Origin of the sequence: Anatilimnocola aggregata, assembly GCF_007747655.1 — a bacterium.
GTDB classification, from domain to species: Bacteria; Planctomycetota; Planctomycetia; order Pirellulales; family Pirellulaceae; genus Anatilimnocola; species Anatilimnocola aggregata.
In genome coordinates this window covers 4,843,744-4,865,969 of sequence record NZ_CP036274.1, presented here as the reverse complement: position 1 = coordinate 4,865,969, position 22,226 = coordinate 4,843,744, and the positions used below count along the sequence as shown (strand labels likewise).

22 protein-coding genes are annotated in these 22,226 nt (G+C 57.8%); 15 read left to right on the top strand and 7 right to left on the bottom strand.

Going from position 1 to position 22,226, the window contains the following annotated elements:
• Nucleotides 1-10 precede the first annotated feature (10 nt).
• The 6 genes from ETAA8_RS18080 (at nucleotide 11) to ETAA8_RS18055 (ending at nucleotide 5,757) form a co-directional block, all read left to right on the top strand.
• Nucleotides 11-1,240, top strand: coding sequence for a sialidase family protein (locus ETAA8_RS18080; RefSeq protein ID WP_145091326.1), 1,230 nt, complete (start codon nucleotides 11-13; stop codon nucleotides 1,238-1,240).
• Nucleotides 1,241-1,271: 31 nt separating this feature from the next.
• A complete protein-coding gene (locus ETAA8_RS18075) occupies nucleotides 1,272-2,729 on the top strand; it encodes a sulfatase (RefSeq protein WP_145091323.1) in 1,458 nt (485 codons plus the stop codon).
• A 238-nt stretch (nucleotides 2,730-2,967) separates the two neighbouring features.
• Nucleotides 2,968-3,426 carry a hypothetical protein gene (locus ETAA8_RS18070; RefSeq protein WP_145091320.1) on the top strand — a complete coding sequence of 153 codons (459 nt, stop codon included), beginning with the start codon at nucleotides 2,968-2,970 and terminating at the stop codon, nucleotides 3,424-3,426.
• Nucleotides 3,427-3,485: 59 nt separating this feature from the next.
• Nucleotides 3,486-3,698 (top strand): hypothetical protein, encoded by a 213-nt coding sequence (locus tag ETAA8_RS18065; RefSeq protein ID WP_145091318.1) that lies wholly within the window; start codon nucleotides 3,486-3,488, stop codon nucleotides 3,696-3,698.
• Nucleotides 3,699-3,766: 68 nt separating this feature from the next.
• Nucleotides 3,767-4,762 carry a CAP domain-containing protein gene (locus ETAA8_RS18060; protein WP_145091315.1) on the top strand — a complete coding sequence of 332 codons (996 nt, stop codon included), beginning with the start codon at nucleotides 3,767-3,769 and terminating at the stop codon, nucleotides 4,760-4,762.
• A 194-nt stretch (nucleotides 4,763-4,956) separates the two neighbouring features.
• Entirely contained in the window at nucleotides 4,957-5,757 is an 801-nt protein-coding gene (locus ETAA8_RS18055; protein ID WP_145091312.1) for a hypothetical protein, read from the top strand.
• Between the two features lie 3 nt (nucleotides 5,758-5,760).
• Here the strand turns inward: ETAA8_RS18055 and rlmN are convergent, their stop codons facing one another.
• On the bottom strand, nucleotides 5,761-6,792 hold the full coding sequence (gene rlmN / locus ETAA8_RS18050; RefSeq protein WP_145091309.1) for a 23S rRNA (adenine(2503)-C(2))-methyltransferase RlmN: 1,032 nt from the start codon (nucleotides 6,790-6,792) through the stop codon (nucleotides 5,761-5,763).
• A 90-nt stretch (nucleotides 6,793-6,882) separates the two neighbouring features.
• On the opposite strand from rlmN, the gene ETAA8_RS18045 reads away from it, so the two are divergent.
• The 6 genes from ETAA8_RS18045 to mtnC all read left to right on the top strand — a co-directional run bounded on the left by ETAA8_RS18045 (nucleotide 6,883) and on the right by mtnC (nucleotide 13,809).
• Complete coding sequence (locus tag ETAA8_RS18045; protein WP_145091306.1) at nucleotides 6,883-8,727, top strand: prenyltransferase/squalene oxidase repeat-containing protein; 1,845 nt, start codon at nucleotides 6,883-6,885, stop codon at nucleotides 8,725-8,727.
• A 42-nt stretch (nucleotides 8,728-8,769) separates the two neighbouring features.
• Entirely contained in the window at nucleotides 8,770-10,254 is a 1,485-nt protein-coding gene (locus ETAA8_RS18040; RefSeq protein WP_145091303.1) for a class I adenylate-forming enzyme family protein, read from the top strand.
• Between the two features lie 40 nt (nucleotides 10,255-10,294).
• Entirely contained in the window at nucleotides 10,295-11,608 is a 1,314-nt protein-coding gene (locus ETAA8_RS18035; protein ID WP_202921061.1) for an SLC13 family permease, read from the top strand.
• A 124-nt stretch (nucleotides 11,609-11,732) separates the two neighbouring features.
• On the top strand, nucleotides 11,733-12,416 hold the full coding sequence (gene mtnB, locus ETAA8_RS18030) for a methylthioribulose 1-phosphate dehydratase (RefSeq protein ID WP_145091296.1): 684 nt from the start codon (nucleotides 11,733-11,735) through the stop codon (nucleotides 12,414-12,416).
• Between the two features lie 50 nt (nucleotides 12,417-12,466).
• On the top strand, nucleotides 12,467-13,045 hold the full coding sequence (locus ETAA8_RS18025) for a 1,2-dihydroxy-3-keto-5-methylthiopentene dioxygenase (RefSeq protein WP_145091294.1): 579 nt from the start codon (nucleotides 12,467-12,469) through the stop codon (nucleotides 13,043-13,045).
• The gene (mtnC, locus tag ETAA8_RS18020) at nucleotides 13,045-13,809 is read left to right on the top strand and encodes an acireductone synthase (RefSeq protein ID WP_145100680.1); all 765 of its coding nucleotides are present in this window, start codon (nucleotides 13,045-13,047) and stop codon (nucleotides 13,807-13,809) included. Before ETAA8_RS18025 ends, mtnC begins: the two co-directional genes overlap by 1 nt.
• Here the strand turns inward: mtnC and ETAA8_RS18015 are convergent.
• The 3 genes from ETAA8_RS18015 to ETAA8_RS18005 are packed head-to-tail and all read right to left on the bottom strand — an operon-like array spanning nucleotide 13,764 to nucleotide 16,859.
• Entirely contained in the window at nucleotides 13,764-14,444 is a 681-nt protein-coding gene (locus ETAA8_RS18015; protein WP_145091292.1) for an HAD family hydrolase, read from the bottom strand. The genes mtnC and ETAA8_RS18015 overlap by 46 nt on opposite strands.
• 6 nt (nucleotides 14,445-14,450) lie before the next feature.
• A complete protein-coding gene (locus tag ETAA8_RS18010) occupies nucleotides 14,451-15,692 on the bottom strand; it encodes a protein-L-isoaspartate(D-aspartate) O-methyltransferase (RefSeq protein WP_145091290.1) in 1,242 nt (413 codons plus the stop codon).
• Nucleotides 15,693-15,713: 21 nt separating this feature from the next.
• Entirely contained in the window at nucleotides 15,714-16,859 is a 1,146-nt protein-coding gene (locus ETAA8_RS18005) for a serine/threonine-protein kinase (protein WP_145091288.1), read from the bottom strand.
• A 218-nt stretch (nucleotides 16,860-17,077) separates the two neighbouring features.
• Here ETAA8_RS18005 and ETAA8_RS18000 point away from each other — a divergent pair, with 218 nt between their 5' ends.
• Nucleotides 17,078-18,139, top strand: coding sequence for a vWA domain-containing protein (locus tag ETAA8_RS18000; RefSeq protein ID WP_145091286.1), 1,062 nt, complete (start codon nucleotides 17,078-17,080; stop codon nucleotides 18,137-18,139).
• Nucleotides 18,140-18,207: 68 nt separating this feature from the next.
• Here the strand turns inward: ETAA8_RS18000 and ETAA8_RS17995 are convergent, their stop codons facing one another.
• From ETAA8_RS17995 to ETAA8_RS17985, 3 genes are all read right to left on the bottom strand, one after another.
• The gene (locus ETAA8_RS17995) at nucleotides 18,208-18,540 is read right to left on the bottom strand and encodes a HesB/IscA family protein (RefSeq protein WP_145091283.1); all 333 of its coding nucleotides are present in this window, start codon (nucleotides 18,538-18,540) and stop codon (nucleotides 18,208-18,210) included.
• 169 nt (nucleotides 18,541-18,709) lie between these two features.
• Complete coding sequence (locus ETAA8_RS17990; protein ID WP_145091281.1) at nucleotides 18,710-19,018, bottom strand: Dabb family protein; 309 nt, start codon at nucleotides 19,016-19,018, stop codon at nucleotides 18,710-18,712.
• Between the two features lie 120 nt (nucleotides 19,019-19,138).
• Nucleotides 19,139-19,597 (bottom strand): FHA domain-containing protein, encoded by a 459-nt coding sequence (locus ETAA8_RS17985; RefSeq protein WP_145091278.1) that lies wholly within the window; start codon nucleotides 19,595-19,597, stop codon nucleotides 19,139-19,141.
• Between the two features lie 152 nt (nucleotides 19,598-19,749).
• On the opposite strand from ETAA8_RS17985, the gene ETAA8_RS17980 reads away from it, so the two are divergent.
• On the top strand, nucleotides 19,750-20,697 hold the full coding sequence (locus ETAA8_RS17980; RefSeq protein ID WP_238397412.1) for a TIGR01212 family radical SAM protein: 948 nt from the start codon (nucleotides 19,750-19,752) through the stop codon (nucleotides 20,695-20,697).
• A 195-nt stretch (nucleotides 20,698-20,892) separates the two neighbouring features.
• On the top strand, nucleotides 20,893-22,170 hold the full coding sequence (gene eno / locus ETAA8_RS17975; RefSeq protein ID WP_145091272.1) for a phosphopyruvate hydratase: 1,278 nt from the start codon (nucleotides 20,893-20,895) through the stop codon (nucleotides 22,168-22,170).
• Nucleotides 22,171-22,226: the final 56 nt, after the last annotated feature.

Sequence of the window (22,226 nt, the reverse complement as noted above, 5' to 3'; positions counted from 1 at the left end):
GATATCTCTCATGACTTTGTGGGCCATAAGTTTCACAATTGCTGCCACACTCAGCGCCCAACCGCCGGCGCCGCTTCCCGACCTGGCCCTGCAACCAGCGAGGGTAGTTTTAGACATCGATGCCGAGCATGCCAAGAATTCGCGCGGAGCGCAAGGTGTCGCAGCCCTCGAACGGGCTCCAAGCGGTCGGCTGTGGTCGGCATGGTACGCCGGCAAAAGCCCGCGCGGCGTCGAGAGTCCGTCGAGCTATGTGGTGCTGGCGACCAGTCGCGACGACGGGGCCACGTGGACGGAGAAACTCGTCCTGCAAGCGCCGCGACTTTGCCACACGTACGATCCCTGCCTGTGGCTCGATCCGACCAAGCGACTCTGGTTCTTCTGGGCGCAAAGCGCTGGGTTGCAGGATGGCCGCATGGGCGTGTGGGCCTCCGTGACCGATGAACCCGATGCCGAGACTCCGCGCTGGAGCGAGCCGCGCCGGATCAGCAACGGAGTGATGCTGAATAAGCCAACGGTGCTCCGAGACGGATCGTGGCTGCTGCCGGTCGGCTACTGGCGTGATAGTACGAGCGTGCCGAACATCACCTTCGACGAAGAGAACATCGCACCGTACACAAACGCGGGACTGTCGCACGATCTTGGCGAGGAGCGCGGCTCGAACGTCGTCCGCACGACCGACGGCGGCCGCACGTTCGAACGGATCGGTCAAGTTCGCATGCCCGGCACCCGCGTCGATGAACACATGATCGTCGAGCGCAAGGACGGCAGCCTTTGGATGTTGATTCGCAACACAGCCGGTATCGCTCAGAGCACATCGAAGGACGGCGGACGTACTTGGAGTGCCGGAACGATGTTCTTGACCGGTGGCACGACGGCGAGCAAGCGGTTTTACCTGCGTTGTCTACGGAGTGGCGCTTTACTGCTGGTGCGGAACAATGCGCCAACTGGTGCAACTCGATCGCATCTCACGGCCTTCGTCTCTGACGATGACGGCGCGACTTGGAAAGGCGGACTGCTGCTCGACGAGCGTGAATCGTCTTATCCCGATGGCACCGAAGACCCCGACGGCGCGCTGTATGTCATCTACGATCAGACTCGGTACACGCTCAATCGCGACGGAAAATCGGGCACGGGCTCGGTACTCCTCGCCAAGTTCACCGAGTCCGACGTCCGCGCGGGCCGAGCCGTTGATCCAGACACGAAGTTAAAAATGGTTGTCAGCCGGCTGATTGAAAAGTAGCGTTTCACTCCTGTTTGTGATGAGGCCACCGATGTTGCGAATTGTCGTTTCCCTGCTGGTCGTATGTTGTTCCGCTGCGATGTTGCCGGAATCGTCGGCCGCTGAGAAGCCGAATGCAGTGAAGCCGAATGTAGAAAAGCCGAACATCGTTCTCATCTTCGCGGACGATCTGGGCTGGCAAGAGTGCGGCTTTACGGGCTCCGACTTTAACGAGACGCCACACCTGGATCGCTTGGCGAAGCAAGGAATGGTCTTCACGCAAGCGTATGCGGCGGCGGGCAATTGCGCCCCGAGTCGGGCCTGTTTGATCTCCGGACAATACACGCCGCGACATGGCGTTTACGCCGTCGGTTCGACCGATCGCGGCCCGGCGGAACGCATGCGGTTGGTGCCAATTAAAAATCGGGGCGGACTGGCGGCCAACGAGTTCACGTTGCCCAAGGCGCTCAAGTCGGCAGGCTACACCACGGGCATGTTCGGCAAATGGCATCTCGACGGCCCGGGTGGCAGCAAGCCGCAGGATCACTTCGATGTCGTCCAGGTCGACGGTCACAGCTGGAAGGGACGTGACGAGCAGGATCCGAAAGGGGCCTTTTCCATTGCCGCCGCGGCGTGCGAATTCATCGAGGCTAATCGGGGCCGGCCATTCTTCGCCTACCTGCCGCACTATGCGATTCATAGCGGGCTGCAATCGCGGCCGGCCACGCTCGAAAAGTTCAAACAAAAAACTCCCGGCAAATTGCCGTCTGATCCCGCCGTGGCCGCTTGCCTGGCCGACATGGATGAAAGCATCGGCATTGTGCTGAAGAAGTTGGACGACTTGGGTCTTTCGGAAAGCACGCTCGTCGTGTTCACGTCCGACAACGGCGGCACGCACGTCTCGCAAGAACCGCTCCGCGGCAAGAAGGGGTGCTACTACGAGGGAGGAATTCGTGAGCCGATGATCGTCCGTTGGCCTGGTGTTACGTCGGCCGGGACGAAGTGCGATGTACCGGTCATCAACGTCGATTTTTACGCCACCTTCGCCGCAGTCACCGGCGCAAAACTGCCGACCGACCGACCACTCGACGGCGCGAATCTCGCGCCGCTGTTTGCCGGAGAGAAGCGACTTGACCGCCCGGCGATCTTCTGGCACTTCCCCGGCTATCTGGATGGCCCCGTGCCCCGCGGTCGCGATCCGTTGTTTCGCACGCGGCCCGTCAGCGTCATTCGCAAGGGGGATTGGAAATTGCATCTCTACCACGAGGAATGGCAACTCGACGGTGGCCGCGCAAAGCTTGCTGACAACAACGCGGTCGAACTTTATCAACTCACCGCAGACCCCGGCGAACACCACAACTTGGCAGCAAGCGAAACGCAACGGCGCGACGAGTTGGTGGACGATCTCTTGGCCTGGATCAAACGTGTACCGGCTCCGCTGCCCAGCGATCCCAACCCGCGTTGGGACCCGAATGGCAAGTCAAACAAACCTGGAAAGAAAAAGAAATAGGTATCTTCGGCACGGCCCAGATGGAGACGACTGCTGCGGTCTTGTCGATTCCATCTCCAAACACTTCGCCTGTCGCCTGAAATTGGTATCGAGCGAATGCTCGTTTTCGACTATACCTCGCAGCCTGTTCGTTGAGACCGACCGGAATCCTGCCTGCCCCCGTTCGCCCACCGATCCGCACGTCACACACTACCTGAAGACTTCGGTCTCTGCCCCGTCGTCGTGCCTAGGATTCCGTATGTCCTGTCGAATTTCGCGGGCCCGATTTATGTCGCTAGGCCTCTTGGGGGTGGTCCAAATCGCGACTGTTGGCTGCGGCACCCTGCTGTATCCGGCACGCAAAGGGCAACCGGCAGGTCAACTAGATTGGGGCGTCGTCGCGCTGGATGCGGTGGGCTTGTTGTTCTTCTTCGTGCCCGGCGTCATTGCGTTTGCCGTCGATTTCAATAACGGCACGATCTACTTGCCACCAGAAGAAGCAGGGGGATCGCCCCTGGCGTCGGCCGATCTTACTCAGAAAAATCCACTCACTCCCATCGCGACATCGTCCCAGCAGCTGACCCCTGAGGCGATCGAGCAAACCCTCGCCCAGCATACCGGTCGCGACATTCGTCTCGTTCCCGGAACTTATCGGACCAAGGCCCTCGACCGATTGGATCAGTTTTGGACAACCCGCTCTGAGTTTGAAGTGGGCTAGCGACGGTAGAAGCAAATCGAATTTCACTTGCACCAATCAATCCACGAAAGAACCCGATCATGAAACTGAAATTGTCTCGTTACCTGCTCGTCGCAATCACTCTTCTCGTCCTGCCGGCCTGCGAGCAGAAGCCGAACGCCAACCGGCAAAATGGAGTCAGGGACGCTCTCGGTGCCCGCCCCTACGAAGAAATGCGTGATGCTGCCGAGGACGCTGGTGACGCAGTCAAACAGACCGGCCGGGACCTCAAAGATGCAGTTAACGGTTATTGATCTACGGCCTCCGTGCACAACGTCACCAGATCGGCGGAACGTAGCGCACGACCTGCAAGGAAGTTCACATGGGTCCAACTCGGGTGATGCTAACGAGTCTGTTGCTGTTCTCCGGCCAGTTCTGCCAGGCCATTGAGCCGCCAGATGGACTACTTGGGCCTGAGCTGCCTCCGATCGTTGTGCCTATCAAGCAGCGTTCACTGCAGCAACTGCAAGCTGGCTTGCGATCAATCGCGGACGAGGGTCGCAAGGTTTCTGCCACGGACGACGAGCGTGAAAGAAAAGCGGCGCTGTTGCGCTTGCGAAGTTATCGCTTTCTTTGCTCCGTGCCCCAAGCGAAGCTGACATTGGATGCTTCACTCGATGAAGATGCTGTTGCCGTAGCCGATATCTGCAGTCGTCTGGGCAAACTGACCCATGAGCCAGAGAATCCAGACCTACCTGAAGAAGAGTATCAACGGGCTCGCACCGCCGCCGGTAAGTGCAATCTTGCGAACGGCCCGAATAGTCTCACCAAAGCGATCGATATATGGATGGACGACAGCGACGAGCATAACGTCGCGCAGTTGGGACATCGACGCTGGTGCTTGAACCCGAGTATGCAAAAACTGGGCCTCGGTCGTGTGGGTGACTACTGCGCAATGTGGGCCCTCGATAGCAGCGGCACACCGGTAGCTGATTACGACGTGATCAGCTTTCCGCCACCGGGCTTTGTGCCGCTCGATTTCTTTGGCGAGAAGTACGCGTGGAGCATCACCTTGAACCCAGCTAAGTATCTTGCGCCGGAGTTAGAGGACGTGGAGGTTCAGTTGTTTCCACTCGAACGAGGCGCGGCCGATCGAGCGAATGCCCTCGAGATTGAGAACCTGGCGGTTGACACGCAAGGGTTTGGCGTCAGCAACTGCCTCATCTTCCAGCCGAAGGAGATTAAGGTAGCCGCGGGCAAAAGCTATTCACTCGAAATCCGCGGCCTGCAGACGCGCGACGGCCAGCCCGCAACTTTGACCTTCCCCGTGCATTTCGTTGCCGCGATGGTGGCAGTTACCAACAAATCATCGCCTTGAGCGATCGCAATCCCAAGAACTCATGGGCGATGGCTGGAAAACTGCATTGGCCGACACACCAACGCAGGTTATGGCTCCCCTTCGGAACCTCTTACTAAGCAGGCGACTTCATTAAATTGGTTTCACGCAATCCGTGGGGAGATTACGATCAGCCTCGGTGAATCGCCAATCTTTACTGCCGATCGAGTTGAGCCATGAAGAAGACACTGCGAATTTCTCGTCGCGAATACAAGGTCATGTTGGATCAGCGATTGTTCGTGGACCGGAAGGAAGCTGCCCTAGAGCTATGTTTGGATTTACACGCGTGTGCCAAACGGCTGAAAAAGATCGAAGTCGATGGCGAGTTTAAGAAGGTACGGCGGCGCGAGATCGTGTTTCTCGATACGCGAGACCAGACGATTAAACTCAACCGACTGGTATTTCGGATGCGAACCGAGCAAGGAGAAAAACGCGAAACCGAGTACACGCTCAAGTGCCGTTCTCCCGATCGTTATGTGGCAGCTGGCGCGAATCTTAAGTCAGCCAAAGATTTCCCTGCCGAGAAGAAGCTGGAAGAGGACATTGGAGCGCCATTTCTGGTTCGCTTTTCCAAATCTCATACGGTTGTGGGCCCGCATAAAGCTCCGGAAACGCTTGCAGATGCCGCCGAACTCTTTCCCGTACTAGGCAAGCTGAAACGAGACGATCGTCGCTGTTCGAAAAAACTGGAGTTGCAGCCGGTCAACTCCATGCGTGCCTTCGAGCGCGTGCTTTCGGGGCCAATGATCCAGTTCGAGAAGACACCAGCCGAAGTGGCTCTTATCCTCTGGTCTGATCGTGCAGAGGGACGCCCGCTGGTTGCAGAGTTTTCGTTTCGCTATGAAAACCAGGCCGAGGCCTATGAACCGCAAGCGGCCCGCCTGGCGATGGAGTTCTTTGAAGAGGTGCAGCGAATGGACTGGTGCGTGCCTGGCGGTCGAACGAAAACTCAATTCGCTTATGGCACTCCGGGCTAGAACTTACGTTGCACTAATCGCCAACTGGCCACAGCCAGCGGCAATCTCGATGCCCCGGCGCTGGCGCACGGTGCTGGGCAGACCGTGCTGCTTGAGGATGGCTTGAAAATCACGCATAGCCTCACTTCGCCCAGGCAGCGCGGCAAAGCCTGCCGTCGGATTGAGTGGAATGAGGTTCACTTGCGCCGGCAAGTCGTGCAGCAGTTCGGCCAATTCTCGGGCCAAATCAGCTGAGTCGTTCACTCCGGCGATTAGCGTCCACTCGAAGAAGATCTTCTGCTGCAAGCGAGAAGTGTAGTAACGGCACGCATCGATCAAGTCTGCCAGTGGCCAGGGACGCGCTGCGGGGAGTAGTTTTAGTCGTTCCGCTTGCGTGGCTGCGTGGAGTGAGACGGCGAGTGAATACGGACGGCCTTCATCTGCCAGCCGAATGATGCTGGGGATTACGCCCACCGTGCTAATCGTCATCTGCTTTGCACCGATCGCCAGACTGCTGGGCTCACGCAAAATATCGAGCGCGGTTGTTACCGCTTCGTAATTCATGAGGGGCTCACCCATTCCCATCAGCACCAAGTTCCGCAGGCGCTCGCCACTGCGCCGTAAGGCACGCTCGACAAAGATCGCCTGGGCGACGATTTCACTCGCCATTAAATCGCGAGTGAAGCCCATTTGCCCGGTGGCACAAAAGACACAACCAAGTGCACAACCGACTTGCGAACTAAGGCAAGCGGTCGCGCGGTCGCGGCAATGCATCTGAACCGTCTCGACACGCAGGCCGTCGTGTAGTTCGAGCAAGTACTTGCGCGTCTGTCCGTCGTCGGCCAGGGTTTCGCGGCCGAGGCCAATCCCGGGCACGAACGCCTCTTCAGCCAACTTCACTCGCAACTTGGGGGGCAGTTCGTGCATCGAGGCAACGGAGTCAACCAGTTCACGATATAAGTAGCTCCAGAGTTTGGTCGTGTGCACGTCACGGAAGCCCCAACTTTGCAGCAGCAGGGAAAGCTCAGGGCGAGTCAGGTCGTAAAGATTGAGCATGTTTCGTTAGACGATTTGAAAGTACTCGGCCGGTCTGCGAGAATTCCGAGCACTTGCCGCGACCTCCCCATCTTACGCCAGCGTGCCTTGATGCCAAGCCGAGTTGTCCCTGCCTGCCTGTTACTACTATTTGCCCCCTATCTGGCATTTGCTGAGCCAGCGTCCGAGAAGGCCGTGGTGAATGCTAACTCGGTGGTGGCCTACGTGCAGTCGTGCCGCAAGCCCAACGGAGCCTTCGGCCCGCTCCAGCAGGAGTATACCGACGCGGCGTGGAACTACCCTGCGGTGCGAACGCTGTTAGTTCTCGGCGAAACAGTTCAACAGCCCGAAAAAGTACTGGCCAGCGGTTTGGGCTTTCCGCCAGGGCACGGTGGCTATGGCCACTGGCAGTTTTTTCATGAACACCAGATTCGCGCACTCTTGAAGCAGCCAATTGAGCCCGCACATCGACAAATCAACGTCGTCTTTGATGGCTACGAACCCAGTTATTATGGATCGCCATTTGGCGCTGGTGGTGCTGGTCAATTCAAAGCGGCTCCCGATGACAAGTATGCAGCGCGCGATAAAGGTGCCCGAGAGCTTGGCTATTACAATTTGTCGTCGCTGTACTATTTGCTGGCGGGGATGAAGGCGTCCAATCGCGCGCCTTCCAATTCGGCCGAGTTGGTGCAGTTCATCACGGCGAGACAAGCTCCCAATGGGGGCTTTGTCGATGTTCGTTCCGCGACTGCGGAACCGCTCGATAGTGAAACGCATTTAGCCCATACTTATCATGCAGTGGCTGCTTTGAATTTTCTTGGCTCGCCTGTGCCACACGCTCGAAAGGTTGCTGAGTTCGTCCACAGTTGTCAGGTAATGTCGGGAGCGTATTCGGCAACTTCTGCCAAGCAATCGCCGGATGTTTACTACACCTGGTGCGCCTTAAACACGCTGGCTTTGCTTGGTGAACGGCCGCAACGAGTCGACACCTGCACGCAGGCGATTCGCGAGTTGCAAAACTCGGATGGCGGCTTTGGCGATCAACCTGGCTGGCGCTCGCGACTGTACAGCACTATGTATGCGGTGGAGTCGCTGCAGTTGCTGACTGGCGATGCGCGGAAGGCAATTGAATCGAAGGAAGTCGCTCACGCCCACTCCAAGCCGATTGTCGGTAAAGAGTTCCGCATCTATCAAGCTTTGTTCAAAGTCCCCGTCGTGCAGCCGGACGATTTAGCTGGGCTGTCAAAACGGGGCTTTCACTTGTTGGGATTAAAGTCTGACAAGTTCGAAGATGCAGAACAACTATTGACGGCGATTCGTGAGCAGAAACTCGCGATGGATGTGGTCCTCTGTCCAGAAGCCTATCCGCATCGGTTGCAAACACGTGGCGGACTCGTGCTGAATCATGTCGGCAACTTTACGCTCGATCCGCGCTGGAATGCCGAACAAAGACGCGTGTGGCGGCAGGCAGACCAAGCGGGCAAAGAATCCAGACCTTGGTCCGAGTATCAGCAGCAGGTTCTTCAGCCTCTGGCTGGCTTGAATAGCCTGAGCTACCCGGAGCAAGACTTCGAACTGGAGCATGCTTACGAGGTGTATGACCGAAACGGTTACAACGCAATGCTGGCGGGCTTTAATTGGGCACCGCGCGATTTCGTCCGCGTTTTTCCGTGGCGCGAGAGGTATCTCGATAAGCTTGCTCTCATTGCCGATGCTGACTCGCACGGCGATCTGGCGAAGTGGTCGCCACAACTCGATCACACCCGCAACCTGTTCATTGCCCGCGGGCCCACTTACGCTGACTTTCTGGAAGCTGCAACCCAGCAGCGGGTCGTCTGTGTAATCGCTCAGCCCAGCGGAGTTGCTGCGGGCTTTAGTTGCTACGGTCCCGCCGCTGCAGTCGACTACGTGCGTGAGCGAGTGAACGACTGGCGATGGTGGCAAGACGGCGAATAATCGCCCCGATTTGATTCATTTCGAAGAAGGCTCTCTCCCCTTATGACTCGGCATTTTGGAAAAGAACTGCGCCACACTTTCCAAGCGCATTCGCAGCGGACGGCAATTCACTATTGCGGCGAAGCAATCACGTATGCTCGGCTCGAGGAACTAACGCTGCGCTGCGCCGGTTGGCTGCAAGCAAAGGGTGTTCAACCTGGAGATCGCGTGGTGTTGTTCACGCCCAACAAGCTGCCATTCTTGATCGCGCAGCTAGGGGCCATGTTTGCCGGCGCAGTTCCGCTCCCGCTGAATCCTCGCTTTACGCGCGAAGAAATGCGGTACTACTTGAACGATAGCGGAGCGCGTGTCGTCATTGCAGGTGCGGAGCAGCGGGCGATGATCGAAGCCCTTGTCCCGGAACTGACGACGCGCCCGGAAACCTTCAGCGATGAACTGGCGCTCGCACCGCCAACTGCCGAGTTCAAGGAATCAAACGTTCAAGCGGAAGAAGCATGTCTCATTCTTTATAGCTCAGGCACCACAGGCTGGCCGAAAGGAGTGGTGCATACGCACGCCAACGTCAGCAGCAGTTTGCACGGGCTGGCCGAATGCTGGCGAATGACGAACGACGATATCGTCATCAACTCGCTGCCACTGTTTCATATTCACGGGCTGGCCTTCGCGACCCATACGACGTTGCTCGTTGGGGGCTGCGTGCTCATTGAAGACACGTTTGACGCGCAGCGTATCTTGCAGACTATTGGCCAGGGGACCATCTTCATGGCGGTTCCGCCAATCTACTACAAACTGCTCGAGGAGCCCGGCTTTCGCGAAGCGGCGAAGAACTGGTCCAATGTGCGGCTGTTCACTTGTGGCTCGGCACCAATTCGCACCGAGGTTCTCCCCGAACTGCAAGCCATTCTCGGCAAGCCAATCATCAATCGCTATGGCATGACCGAGTCCTATGTCATCAGCAGTTTGCCACTCGATGGCCCCTGGCCCGATGGTTCCGTCGGTTTACCACTCGCTGGGGTAGAAGTCCTTATCAAGCGAACGGATGGCAGCCTGGCCGAGGTTGGTGAAGTCGGAGCCGTTGTGATTCGTGGTCCAAATATCTTTAACCAGTATTGGCAGAAGCCCGAGGCAACTCGCGCGGCGCTAGTCGATGGCTGGTTCGATACCGGCGATCTTGGTCAACTCGATGAGCGTGGCTTCTTAACGCTCGTAGGACGAAAGCACGATCTGATCATTACCAGCGGTTACAACGTCTATCCGCAGGTGGTCGAACGTGTGCTGGGCGAATGCCCCGGTGTTGGCGAGTGCGCGGTGCTCGGCTTGCCCGACTCTGAACGTGGCGAACGTGTCGCTGCAGCTATCGTGCGAACCAGTCAAGAAGTCAACGAACAAGTCTTGCGCAACTGGTGTAACGATCGACTTGTCCACTATCAGCAGCCTAAGAGTTTGATCTTCATCGACGCACTTCCCAAGAATGCGTTGGGAAAAGTGCTGCGACGCGAACTGCGAGAGCGGTTTCCCAACACCTGAGCATCGCCAGCCAAAACCCTCTCCCTTGGAAACTAACTCCATGGATCTTGCCTGGCTTTCGCTGCTGGCGCTAATTGCGGTCGTCATTATCAGCTGCACTTCGCGGGTCAATCCGGGTTTGGTGGCCATTGCGCTGGCGTGGGGAATTGTCTTGTATGCCGGCACGCAAACTGGAAACAAGCTCGATATCAAGACGTTGATCGGCGGCTTTCCCGCCGAGTTGTTTTTAACTCTGCTGGGCGTGACTCTCCTGTTCACCCAGGCCGAAGTGAATGGCACCCTCGCGCGCGTGGCTGCTGGCGCGCAGCAATTGTGTCGCGGCAATCGCGGACTCATTCCGGTGATGTTCTTCTTGTTCGCTGCGGCGCTCGGAACCGTTGGTCCGGGGAATATCGCCGTTGCGGGGCTGATTGCTCCGGTCGCCATGGCGGCTGCTGTGCGGATGAACATTTCCCCGCTGCTCATGGCCATGATGGTTGGTCACGGCGCGATCGCGAGCACCGTTTCGCCGCTGACTGCGGCCGGTATCGTGGCGAGCGGCATTTTGCAGGAAATGGGGCTAAGTGGCCATCAGTGGGAGGTATTTGCCTACAACGCAGGCGCGAATGCGCTGGCCGCGTTGCTCGGTTTTTCGCTGTGTGGCGGCTGGCAGTTGCTATTCTCACGAACAGCGCCAATGTACGAGAAAGCAGCCGGATACGATGTGACAGCAAAACTCGTAAACGACAATGCGGCTGCCGATCGTCACTTGCAGCTTGCTCATTGGATTACTCTGACGGTGATTACCGGGCTCGTGGTTGGCGTCATCGGCTTTCAAGTACACATCGGCCTGGGAGCTTTTGCGGGAGCGGTAATACTTTCGGTCTTCCAATTGGCCGACGAGAAGGAAGCATTTCAAAAAGTTCCCTGGAGCGTGATCGTGATGGTCTGTGGCGTGAGTATGCTCACGGCGCTCTTGGACAAAACCGGCGGCACACAGCGGTTCGCAGGGATCATCAACCATGTTTCTACTCCCGGCACCGCGACGGCCATCCTGGCATTTACAACCGGACTGGTCTCCGTTTACAGCAGCACCACCGGCGTGGTGTTGCCGGCCTTCTTACCGATGGTGAAAGAACTGGCAGCGGTCCAAACCGGCAGCGATCCGCTGGCCTTGGCTTCGTCCGTGCTCGTGGGCGGAAACCTGGTCGATATGTCCCCGCTCTCGACCATCGGCGCCCTCTGCCTTGCCGGAGCGCCTGCCACAGTCAATCGTCGACGGCTCTTTAACCAGTTGCTGGCGTGGGGATTTGTGATGGCCTTTTTCGGGGCCCTCATTTCCTGGGTCTGCTTCAGCCTGCTGTGGAGAGGGTAACCCCAGGCCTTCCTGATTGGCGGGCTTGTAACCACCAATTTGCCACCCGAGGACGATTTGTTACGATGGGGGACTACCGTGCAACCAAGCTGAACCTCCTCTCACGCTGTCGGTTTTTCTCCGCATGACTGCAACCGCTGCCCCTCCCGCGACTTCCCCATTGGCGGGCCACGAAGCAAAAATTGACGCCTTGCGCGAGACGGGCCATTGGCTCTGGCAGCGAGGCTTCTCGCTCGGTACCAGCAGCAACTACAGCGTGGTGGTTTCCCGCGATCCGCTCGAACTGCTCATCACGGCGAGCGGCAAAGACAAAGGCAGGCTAACCCGGGCCGATTTTGTGATCGTCGATCGTGATGGCAAGGCAACTTCTCCAGGCCAACCCAAGTCGTCGGCCGAGACACTGCTGCACACGGTCGTCGCCGAGTTGCCGGGCGTCGGAGCCGTCCTGCATACGCACTCCGTCTGGGCGACCGTGCTTTCCGACTTGTTCTTCAAGCAAGGGGCCGTCGAAATTGCCGGCTACGAAATGCTGAAGGGGCTCGACGGCATCACCACGCACGAACACACGTCGCAGATCGAGATTTTCGAGAACACGCAAGACATCCCGCAACTGGCAGAGCAGGTCCGCGAACGCTTGACCAACTCGATCCGTCCGCTCAAGCACGGCTACCTGATTCGTAAGCATGGCATGTACACTTGGGGCAAGGATCTGGACGAAGCTCGGCGGCACGTCGAGATCATCGAGTTCCTGCTCGAATGCACCGCTCGCCGCCTGATGCTCACCGGCGGCCTGCACCCAGCCAGCTAACCAACTTTTTCCATTCAGAATCACTCAGCTTTTTCCGCAAGGAACCAATCATGGCCCGCATTCGCATTCAAGACGAAGGACGCGAAATCTCCGACCCGCAGCAGATCAGCGAGTTCCTTGCTCCGTTTGGCATCTGGTACGAGAAGTGGGAGGTCGAAGGCCGGATTGGTCCCGATGCGACCGACGCCGAAATCCTCACGGCCTATGCACCGGAAGTTGAGCGGCTCAAGGCCCGCGGCGGCTTCGTCACCGCTGACGTTATTAACGTGAAGCCCGAAACGCCAAACCTCGACGTCATGCTGGCCAAGTTCAAAAAAGAGCACACTCACAGCGAAGACGAAGTTCGCTTTACGGTGAAGGGTGGCGGCGTGTTCCACATTCATCCGCACAATGGCCCGGTCTTCGCCGTGCAAGTCGAAGCGGGCGATCTGATCAACGTGCCGCGCGGTACGCAGCATTGGTTCGACCTTTGCAACGACCGCAATATCCGCTGCATCCGCCTGTTCCAAGACAGCTCGGGCTGGTCGCCTGAATACATCGATGGCGGCGTGCATGAAAAGTACGACGCCCTCTGCCTCGGACCGGCCTACATCAATCAGGTTGCCATGGGATCGGCGGTCAAGCTGTGATGGAGCCGCATCCCATCGAGACCAGCGCGCGGATCATCCTGCTTGATATCGAAGGAACCACCTCGTCGGTCCGGTTTGTGTACGACGAGATGTTCCCCTTCGTGCGACGGGAGTTGGCAGAGTTCCTCGACCATAACGCGGGCAAGGAAGCCGTCGTCGCCGCGGCCAAGCAAATTGCCCTGGATGGTGGCAAGAGTTCGCTGAAAGAACTTGTCGGCAGCGACGACTTGAGCACCGAAGCAGCGCAGCAGAAACTGACGACGGAAGTCATCCGGCAGATGGACGCCGACTTAAAGGCCACCGGCCTGAAGGATCTGCAGGGACAAGTCTGGGAAGCTGGCTTTAGATCTGGCGATCTGCGCGCGCATGTGTACGACGAAGTTCCCGGCTGTATGCGGCAGTGGAAGGAAGCCGGGAAAGAACTGCGGATCTATTCGTCCGGCAGCATTCAGGCGCAAAAGCTGTTCTTCGGCCACACCGTCGCCGGCAACCTGCTGCCGCTGCTCAGCGGGCATTACGACACAACGATCGGCTCCAAGCGAGAAGCCGGCAGTTACACGAAGATCGTTGAGGATCTAGGTTGCCGCGCAAATGAGGTGATCTTCCTCAGCGATATCGTGGCCGAACTCGACGCAGCGAAACAAGCAGGGCTGCAAACCGTCCTCGTCCTTCGCCCCGGCAATGCCCAGCAAGAGAACCCGCAGCAACATCCGTCGCTTCAGTCGTTCGCGGAACTAGCGATTGGCAAGCCGAGCAATTCATAGATTCGCCGGTCTCTCAGTGTATCGGCAACGAACTGCGCTCCGGTGAAGTCGTGCGCGTGGCTATGTTCACCGGGAACCGCCACCGCATGCGCGCCGGCATTGATGGCTGCTAAGCAACCATTGTGACTGTCTTCGAGCACGAGCATCGCCGCGGGTTCGATGCCATGTTGCTTGGCAGCTTTCAGATAGATTTCGGGATTCGGCTTGCCGTGTTCGACATCGGCTGAGGTCAGGATGAAGTCGAATCGCGGCCGCCAGCCAAATTGATCGAGCATGCGATAGACGACCGGCGCTCGGCTGCTGGTCGCAATCCCCTTGGGGATCCCCCCATGCTCGAGTGCGCTGAGCAATTCAACCAGTCCCGGCATGGGAGCCAGTTCGCGGTCGAGCATATCGAGAAAGATCGCGTCCGAGTCGGCATAGATGTCTTCGACCGTTTCGCTCAGACCGTGCCAATCGACCAGGATCTGCAGCGCGACGTAACCGGGCCGCCCCATCATGCTGTCGAGCAGTCGTTGCTCGAAAGGCTTTTTGCGCTTTTCGAGCAGAATCCGCAGCACGCGCCCGTAGAGCATCTCGGTATTGAACATTAGGCCGTCGAGATCGAACGTGACCGCTTGTATCGTGCTTGCCATCAGCGGCTATTTCTCATCAATCTTGCGAAACTGAATCTTGTCGAACGAAGCGGTTCCCGTCGCGCCGAAGAGCCCGATGCGCAGAATTCCTTCGCGCACATTCTCCGGCACGCGAATAGTGCGTTTGATCTCGTGCCAGGCTGTGTCTCCCAGCACTGGGCCCACAAAGTGGTGCCCGAGTGGCCGACGATTGCCGTCGTAAAACGTCACTGCAATCAGCGGAGCTTCGTCTTTTTTCAAATCCGCCACCACGTTCTTCGTGGTAATCATGCCCGATATTTCCAACTGCTTCACTTGGCGGCCATCGATGCCAAAGCCTTGCAGCAAGTGAGCCGAGAGTCCCGCCCGGCTATTGGTAAACGTAATCGCGTGCTTGCCATCCGGGGCATCCGGCAAGGCATCCCAGGTGAGCTGTTTTTCGTAATACCAACCGGGCTGGCCGCCACCTTCGAATGCCTTCTCTTCAAAGCTGCCGTTCACAACACTCGGATTGGCCGGATCGGGCTTTACGAGCCGAGCATCTTCAGCTTTGCCGGTCATTGGCACGAAGAGGGTGGGCAGAAGGACTTCGCTTTCCAGCTTGCCATCCTTTTTGCGCATCAGGTAGAGCGTCTGGTTGTAGCGCTCGCCGACAGGAATCACCAACAAGCCACCCTCGCGCAACTGATCGACGAGCGGCTGGGGAACTTTCTCGGGTGAGCAAGTGACGATGATCTTGTCGAACGGAGCATGCTCTTCCCAACCGAGGTAGCCATCGCCCACTTTGGTGAAAACGTTTTTATATCCCAGCCGCTTCAAAGTTCGTTCGGCCGATTTGCCTAATTGTTCGACAATCTCAATCGAATAAACCTCTTTCACCAGCGGGCTTAAGACGGCAGCTTGAAAACCGCTGCCGGTGCCGATCTCCAGCACCTTATCGGTGGGCTTAGGATCGAGCGATTGGGTCATGTAGGCGACGATAAACGGCGATGAAATCGTTTGCTGATCGCCGATGGGAATGGCCATATCGAGATAGGCGCTCTTGCGATGCTCAACGGCCACAAATTCGTGCCGCGGGGTGGCGAGCATCGCGTCGATCACGCGCTGATCTTTGATTCCCGCGCCGATGATCACTTCGTCGACCATCGACTTGCGCATTTTTTCGAATTGCAGCCGCGTCTGCGCTTGGGCCAGACCAGGCACGAGTGCCAATAAGCAACCAAGCGCTAGCAGCGCAATTGATAACCGACTCAGCAGCACCGATCTCATGGCAGGTCTCATTTCAGACAATTACCAACTCGATTGATTGTGGGCAACGTCTTCGGTTTCCATCTCTTTAAGTTCTTCGAGCCACAAGCGAATCTCGTTGGGATACTCGCTCGACAAATCGCTCACTACCAATTGTCGCTGAAAGGCTGCGGCCCCTTCCTTCAGCAGGTCCGCAGCTTCGGCACTCGGAAATCGCCGGGCGGGATCGGGGGCAATCATGCCCCGGATGAAACTGACCAGCAATTCGCAGCGGACAACTTCCTCTGGCAATATTTCGTGCAGACGCGAGGGAAGCGAACGACGGACTTCGAGCAGCTCGCGCAAGTCGTTCACTCCGGCTACCGGCGAAACACCAGCCAGCATTTCGATCAGCACATAACCGAGCGAACAGAGGTCGCTCCGCGGCGTGCATTCTCGATTCTCGAGCACTTCTGGGGCTGCGTAGGCTGGCGTGCAAGGGCGCGAGCGCTGCGGCATGGTGAAATCGAAGGCCGAACCGATGTCGATAATCTTGGTGCAGCCGGTTCGCTTGACCATGATGTTCGACGGCTTGATATCGCCGTGCACAATGCCGTGGCGGTGAAGGGCCGCGAGCCCCGAGAGGCAATCGCGAATGATGGCGACAGCCATGCCCGCTTTCATGCGCGGCTGAACTGGTCCGGCCGTGATAATGACGCGGTTGATATAGTCCCAGCGCCGCTGGCTCACTCGTTGTCGCACGCGGTCGAGCATTTGCGACGTCATCAGCTTGGCCAGATCGTAGCCGTCGATCCACTCCATCACCAGCATGCGAATCCGGCGACGATCGACGAAGTTATAAACGTACAGCAGGTTATCGTGCTGAATCTGGGCGATGCGGGCCGAAGCAAAGGCGACTCGCTTCATGGCGTCATCGTAGGCCGCTTCGTCTTCGAAACGTTCGGGCGAGAAGATCTTGAGGGCTGCGGGCAAGGTGAATTCGTCCGTGCCACGCAATTCGGTCAGATAGACCACACCCTGGCCACCAGCACCCAGCCGGCGATTGAGGTGCAAGTGCGAGGTCCAGTGCAGCCGCTTCTCGTTGACGATCTCCTGATAGCGAGAAATCAATTCGAGAGGTGGCGAAAGATGAATATCGCCCCCTTGAGTAATGGTGGGGGGGACTTCCTGTCGGGTGGTCGTCAGCATGGGCGCTCCGCTTCGCTCTGGGTCGACGAGCCGCCTTCCGAGCGGCTTAAGTTCCTATAGTCTAGGTTGAGCATGAAAAATTGGCAAAGGGGAAGTAGTAGGCAGGTCATGCCTTCTGGGGGCTTCGCGGGCAGTAAAGGGAAGGAGTTTTCCCTTGCTCTCGGACAGCAGCAGTTGATAATGAGCTGTGGGGCAGCAAACACGGTGTGGCGGGAAGTATGCAAGCAGCGGTGAATCCACCAGCCAGCGAAGAGTACGACCGGCCTAGCGGTTGGCTCGATCGTTGGGCGTCGCTAGCCGCGGCCTTGCCGCTGTTGCTCTCGGTCTGCATTCATCTTTCGACGATGCTGGCCTTAGCGTGGTGGATGCGACCGGGGCGAGAATTGGCTCCCATTGCCGAACCGCTGCGGCACGCGGGCATCGTGCTGGCCAAAGTCAGTGCGAATCAGCCGACGGAGTATCTGACCGAAGACTCCGAAACCAAACGCGAAGCAACTGACTCGTCGCCCGCGGCAGTTGGTGTGACCACAGCGGACGCATTGCCGGCGGAATCCAACTTGGAACTTCCCGCATCGGCACAATTGCCAACGACTGCCGGCATCGGATTGCCCGACGCCGGATTTTTGCCGGGCGTCGATGGAGTCGCCAGCGCGAATCGCCGGTTGCCGTCTGGCATTAACGAGGGAGCGATTCTGGCCGAAGATGCCAAAGGGCGCGGCACAGGGCAAGACACAACCGGAACCGTCGGGGGATTAACACTCTTTGGTGCGCCGGCGCGGGGACGAACGTTCGCGATGCTGATCGACCGCTCGGCCAGCATGGGCGACCAAGGACTGGGAGCCATCCGCGCTGCGGCCGATGAATTCGCCCGGCAAATGAAATCACTGGATGAGCAGCAGCGTGTGCAGCTGATTGCCTATCACGCTGCCCCGTCACAAATGAACGCTCATTGGCTGCCTGCCACCGACCAGAACAAGCAGAAGCTTGTTGATTACCTGCGCGGCCTACCGGCGTTCGGTGCGACCAATCACACGGCCGCGCTGGTTGCCGCACTCAAGCTGCGACCTGAGGTGATTTTTCTACTCACCGACGGCGACGATCCTGGCATGGACGGCGCACAACTACGGATTGTGCGCGAATTGGCCCGCGGTCGCACCACGATCCACACCATTCAATTCGGTCGCGGCAGTCAGGCGGCCGACAGCGATCACTTCATGCGCCGCCTGGCTAACGACACGGGCGGGAATTATGTCTACGTCGATGTGGACAAGCTGCCGTAGGCTCGAAAAAAAAGCTCGCCTCCGCTAAGAGGCGAGCTTCGTTGATTTAATTCGGTCGAACCAGTTGCTTAGAACTGGTACGAGCTGCCGCAGCCGCAGCTCTTCTTGGCCATCGGGATGTCGACTTTGAAACCGCTCTGGTCGAAGCCTTCGACGAAGTCGATGGTGGCATCTTCCAGGTAGAGTTCGCTCTTCTTGTCGACGACCAGATCAACGCCGTGGAACGTGTAACGGCTGTCGGCCTTCTCGTCGAACTTGCTGTCGAGATCGAGTTTGGGCGAGTGGCCGCTGCAGCCACCGGCCATCAGGCGGACGCGGAGGAAATCTTCAACTGGGGCTTGCACGGAGTTCTTGTAGTTTTGAACTTCTTTGGCAGCCCGTTCGGTCAACGTAATGCTCATTTATCTGCTCCAACCATAAACCAGAAAACTGGCAGTCACTGTTCGTTAGCGAATCGACATCATCTTATCGTCCGTTTGGCCGGCCGTTCGCGAGAACGCCTGCCTGATAGAAGTATACCTCTCTGCCGGACAGAGAAAAGGGCATTTCAGCCGGCGATTTCTGCAGCCGCTACTGGCTGACGTACGAATCGAAGACCCGCACTTTATCCCAATTGGCCTTATTTTCTTCAATAAACTGAATATGCCGGGGGTGAGTCTGGTAGGCGTCGTGGGCTGGCCGACCATCAAAAACCACATGCAGGGCAATGTCGAAATCGGTGATATTTACGGGGCGAGTGAGATCCGGGACAACTTTGCCGACGGCAAAAAAGACGGTGCCAGGGTGACCGCTCAGGTATTTTTTGCAAGCGGCGAGCATTCCTTCGACAGACGCTTCAGCTCGATCCTTCAAGTTGAAATAAACCATGTGCGCGAGCATGACAGTCCTCAAATCACAGATGTGGCGCGACCGGGCTGGCGAAACTTCGCCGCCGGTACACAGACAAACTAGCGAGGGCCCAGCATAACAGAACCGAGCCCCAGTCGGACAAGCAGCGGCTTAGTCGAGCCCTTTTTTCCGCTTCAATTGGCCGGGCGATTCGTCGCTGGCGTCGTACCTTTTGCTCTCAGGCAATTGCCGCTTCGACAATCCGGCTGCATCGAGCAGAGAGCGCCCCATGATCGCGGCGTAATCCGCCTCGTCGCTGGGGGGAGCGCCAGAGGCACCGAGATCGGTAGGATTATAGGTCAGTTTGTACTTGTGCTTGGCAACTGTCAGCTCGTCGTTTGGGTCGACGCGTTTGCGCGAGACCTTGGTGCCGTTGACCTTCACACCATTCGAGCTATTGAGGTCCTGCACATACCAATAGCCGCTTTCGAGCGTCAACTGACAATGTGTGCCGCTGACGTTGCCAAAGCGGAGCACGATGTCGTTGTTCTCTCGCCGGCCAATAGTTAGCTTGAGCTTGAGCAGGGGAATAGGATCGCCACCACCAAGCGGCACGAGTTCGCCGTACATTTCTCTGGTCCCTTGAGTAGTGAACCCCATTGCCTAGAGGTTTAGTTTAGGGTTAAAGAAGAGAGCCCTAACACTTGGTTCACCGCCTGAAAGTAATGTAATGCAGGTCCAATATGACGTCAATCAATAGCCGGTCGGATGCTCTTCTAGGCATGCCCGCCAGCTCGTTCGATTGGCGGGGAGCGGGGCTGCGATACTTCAGCTACAACCGCTTTTTGAAGCACAAATTCGGCTGCCGCGTGCAAAAGGTCAGTCTCGACGCGGGCTTTACCTGCCCGAATGTCGATGGCAGCATTACCACCGGCGGCTGCACATTTTGCGATAATCGCAGCTTCAGCCCCAGCCGGCGAATCAAGCGTCTGGACATTCTCGACCAGGTGAGCGACGGCATTCGCCGCCTCAAAATCCGCTACGACTGCGATACGTTCATCGCCTATTTTCAGCCAGCCACCAATACTTACGGCAAGCTTGAGCGCCTGCGCGAAGTCTATTACCGGGCACTCGAACATCCCCAGGTAGTCGGCATGGCCATCGGCACGCGGCCCGACTGTGTGCCCAACGAGGTGCTCGACTTGCTAGAAGAAGTCGCCGGGAAAACCTATCTGGCCGTGGAATATGGCGTCCAAACCATTCACGACCGCTCGCTCGAATGGATGAACCGGGGGCACGGCTACGCTTGCTTTCCGGATGCAATGGCCCGCAGCCGAGGCCGCGGCTTCGAAATTTGTGCCCACATCATGCTCGGTCTGCCTGGCGAATCGCACGACGATATGCTTGCCACGGCCCGGGAGATTGCCCGGCAACAGCCCGATTCGGTCAAAATCCACAATCTGTATGCCGTCAAAAAAACGGAACTCGCCGACCAGGTGGCGCGGGGCGAGGTGCAACTGATGGAGCGAGCCGAATACGTTCGCACCCTCGTCGATTTTCTCGAACTACTGCCGCCGACCATGATTGTCGAACGGGTCAGTGGCGATGCCCCGCCCGATTATCTCATTGGCCCCAATTGGTGCCTCGATAAGCCCGGCCTGCTGAACGCCCTGGAGCAAGAATTCAAAACCCGCGATACCTGGCAAGGAAAACTCTGGCAGCCAACCTAATGGTTTGGCTAAACGCTGACGCGTCGGGCTACTTGGCTCAATAAGTGACTTCAATCTGCATTTCGCGACCTCTGCCGCCAGCGACCGGCCCTAGTCAATCTGGAGCCGATTCGTCACAATGCCAAGCTGAAATTCCCGGCATTTTTGCCCTGTTTGCCCTTAAATTGCCCGTCCTTTTTGCCTGCGAGACATGGAATGAGCCTAATTGCCAGCGTTCACGGACGCCAAATCATGGACAGCCGTGGCAACCCCACGGTCGAAGTCGAAGTTACCCTCACCGATGGCTCGTTCGGCCGGGCTGCTGTCCCCAGCGGGGCCAGCACCGGTGCCCACGAAGCCTGGGAACTACGCGACGGCGATAAGAGCAAGTTCTTTGGCAAGGGTGTGCTCAAGGCTGTTGAGGCCGTCAACACCACGATCAACGACAATTTGATCGGCGAAGATGCCCTCGATCAAATTGCCGTCGATAGCCACTTGATCGCGCTCGATGGCACGTCCACCAAGAAGAATCTCGGTGCCAACGCCATCCTTGGTGCTTCGCTGGCCGTCGCCAAGGCCGCTGCCATTTACACCCAGCAGCCGTTGTATCGTTACCTCGGTGGCACGGGGGCGCGTCTGCTGCCCGCGCCGATGATGAACGTCATCAACGGCGGCGCGCATGCCGACAATGCGGTCGACATGCAAGAATTCATGATCTTCCCGCTCGGCTTCACCAAGTTCAGCGACGCCCTGCGCTGCGGCTGCGAAGTGTTCCACACTCTGAAGAAGGTGTTGCACGATAAGAAGCTGGCCACCAGCGTCGGCGACGAAGGTGGTTTCGCTCCTGCTCTGAAGAGCAACGAAGAAGCCCTGGAGCTGATCCTGTCGGCCATCGAGAAAGCTGGCTACAAGCCGGGCGAGCAAGTGAAGATCGCCCTCGACTGTGCTGCCACCGAATACTACGACGAGAAGAAGAAGACCTACAGCGTCGACGGTAAGGAACTGTCGAGCGAGAAGATGGTCGACTTCCTCACCGATTGGTGCGCGAAGTACCCGATCTGCTCCATCGAAGACGGTTGCAGCGAAGACGACTGGGCCGGCTGGAAACTGCTGACCGATAAGCTCGGCAAGAAGGTTCAACTTGTGGGGGACGATCTGTTCGTCACCAACACCGACCGACTGCAGCGGGGCATTAACGAAGGAATTGCCAACAGCATTCTGATCAAGGTCAACCAGATCGGCACACTGACCGAAACAATCTCGGCCATTCAACTGGCCCATCGCAACGGCTACTCGTCGATTTCGAGCCATCGCAGCGGCGAAACCGAGGACTCGACTATTGCCGATCTGGCCGTCGCCCTCGGCACCGGTCAGATCAAGACCGGCTCGGCCTCGCGCACCGATCGCATGGCCAAGTACAACCAGCTGCTCCGCATCGAAGAAGAACTCGGCGACGGCGCTATGTACGGCGGCCCACTCTTCCCGAAGCTGTAGTTCATCTAGCTGATGAATCGAGATAACAAACGGTGGCCCGGTCAATCTGACCGGGC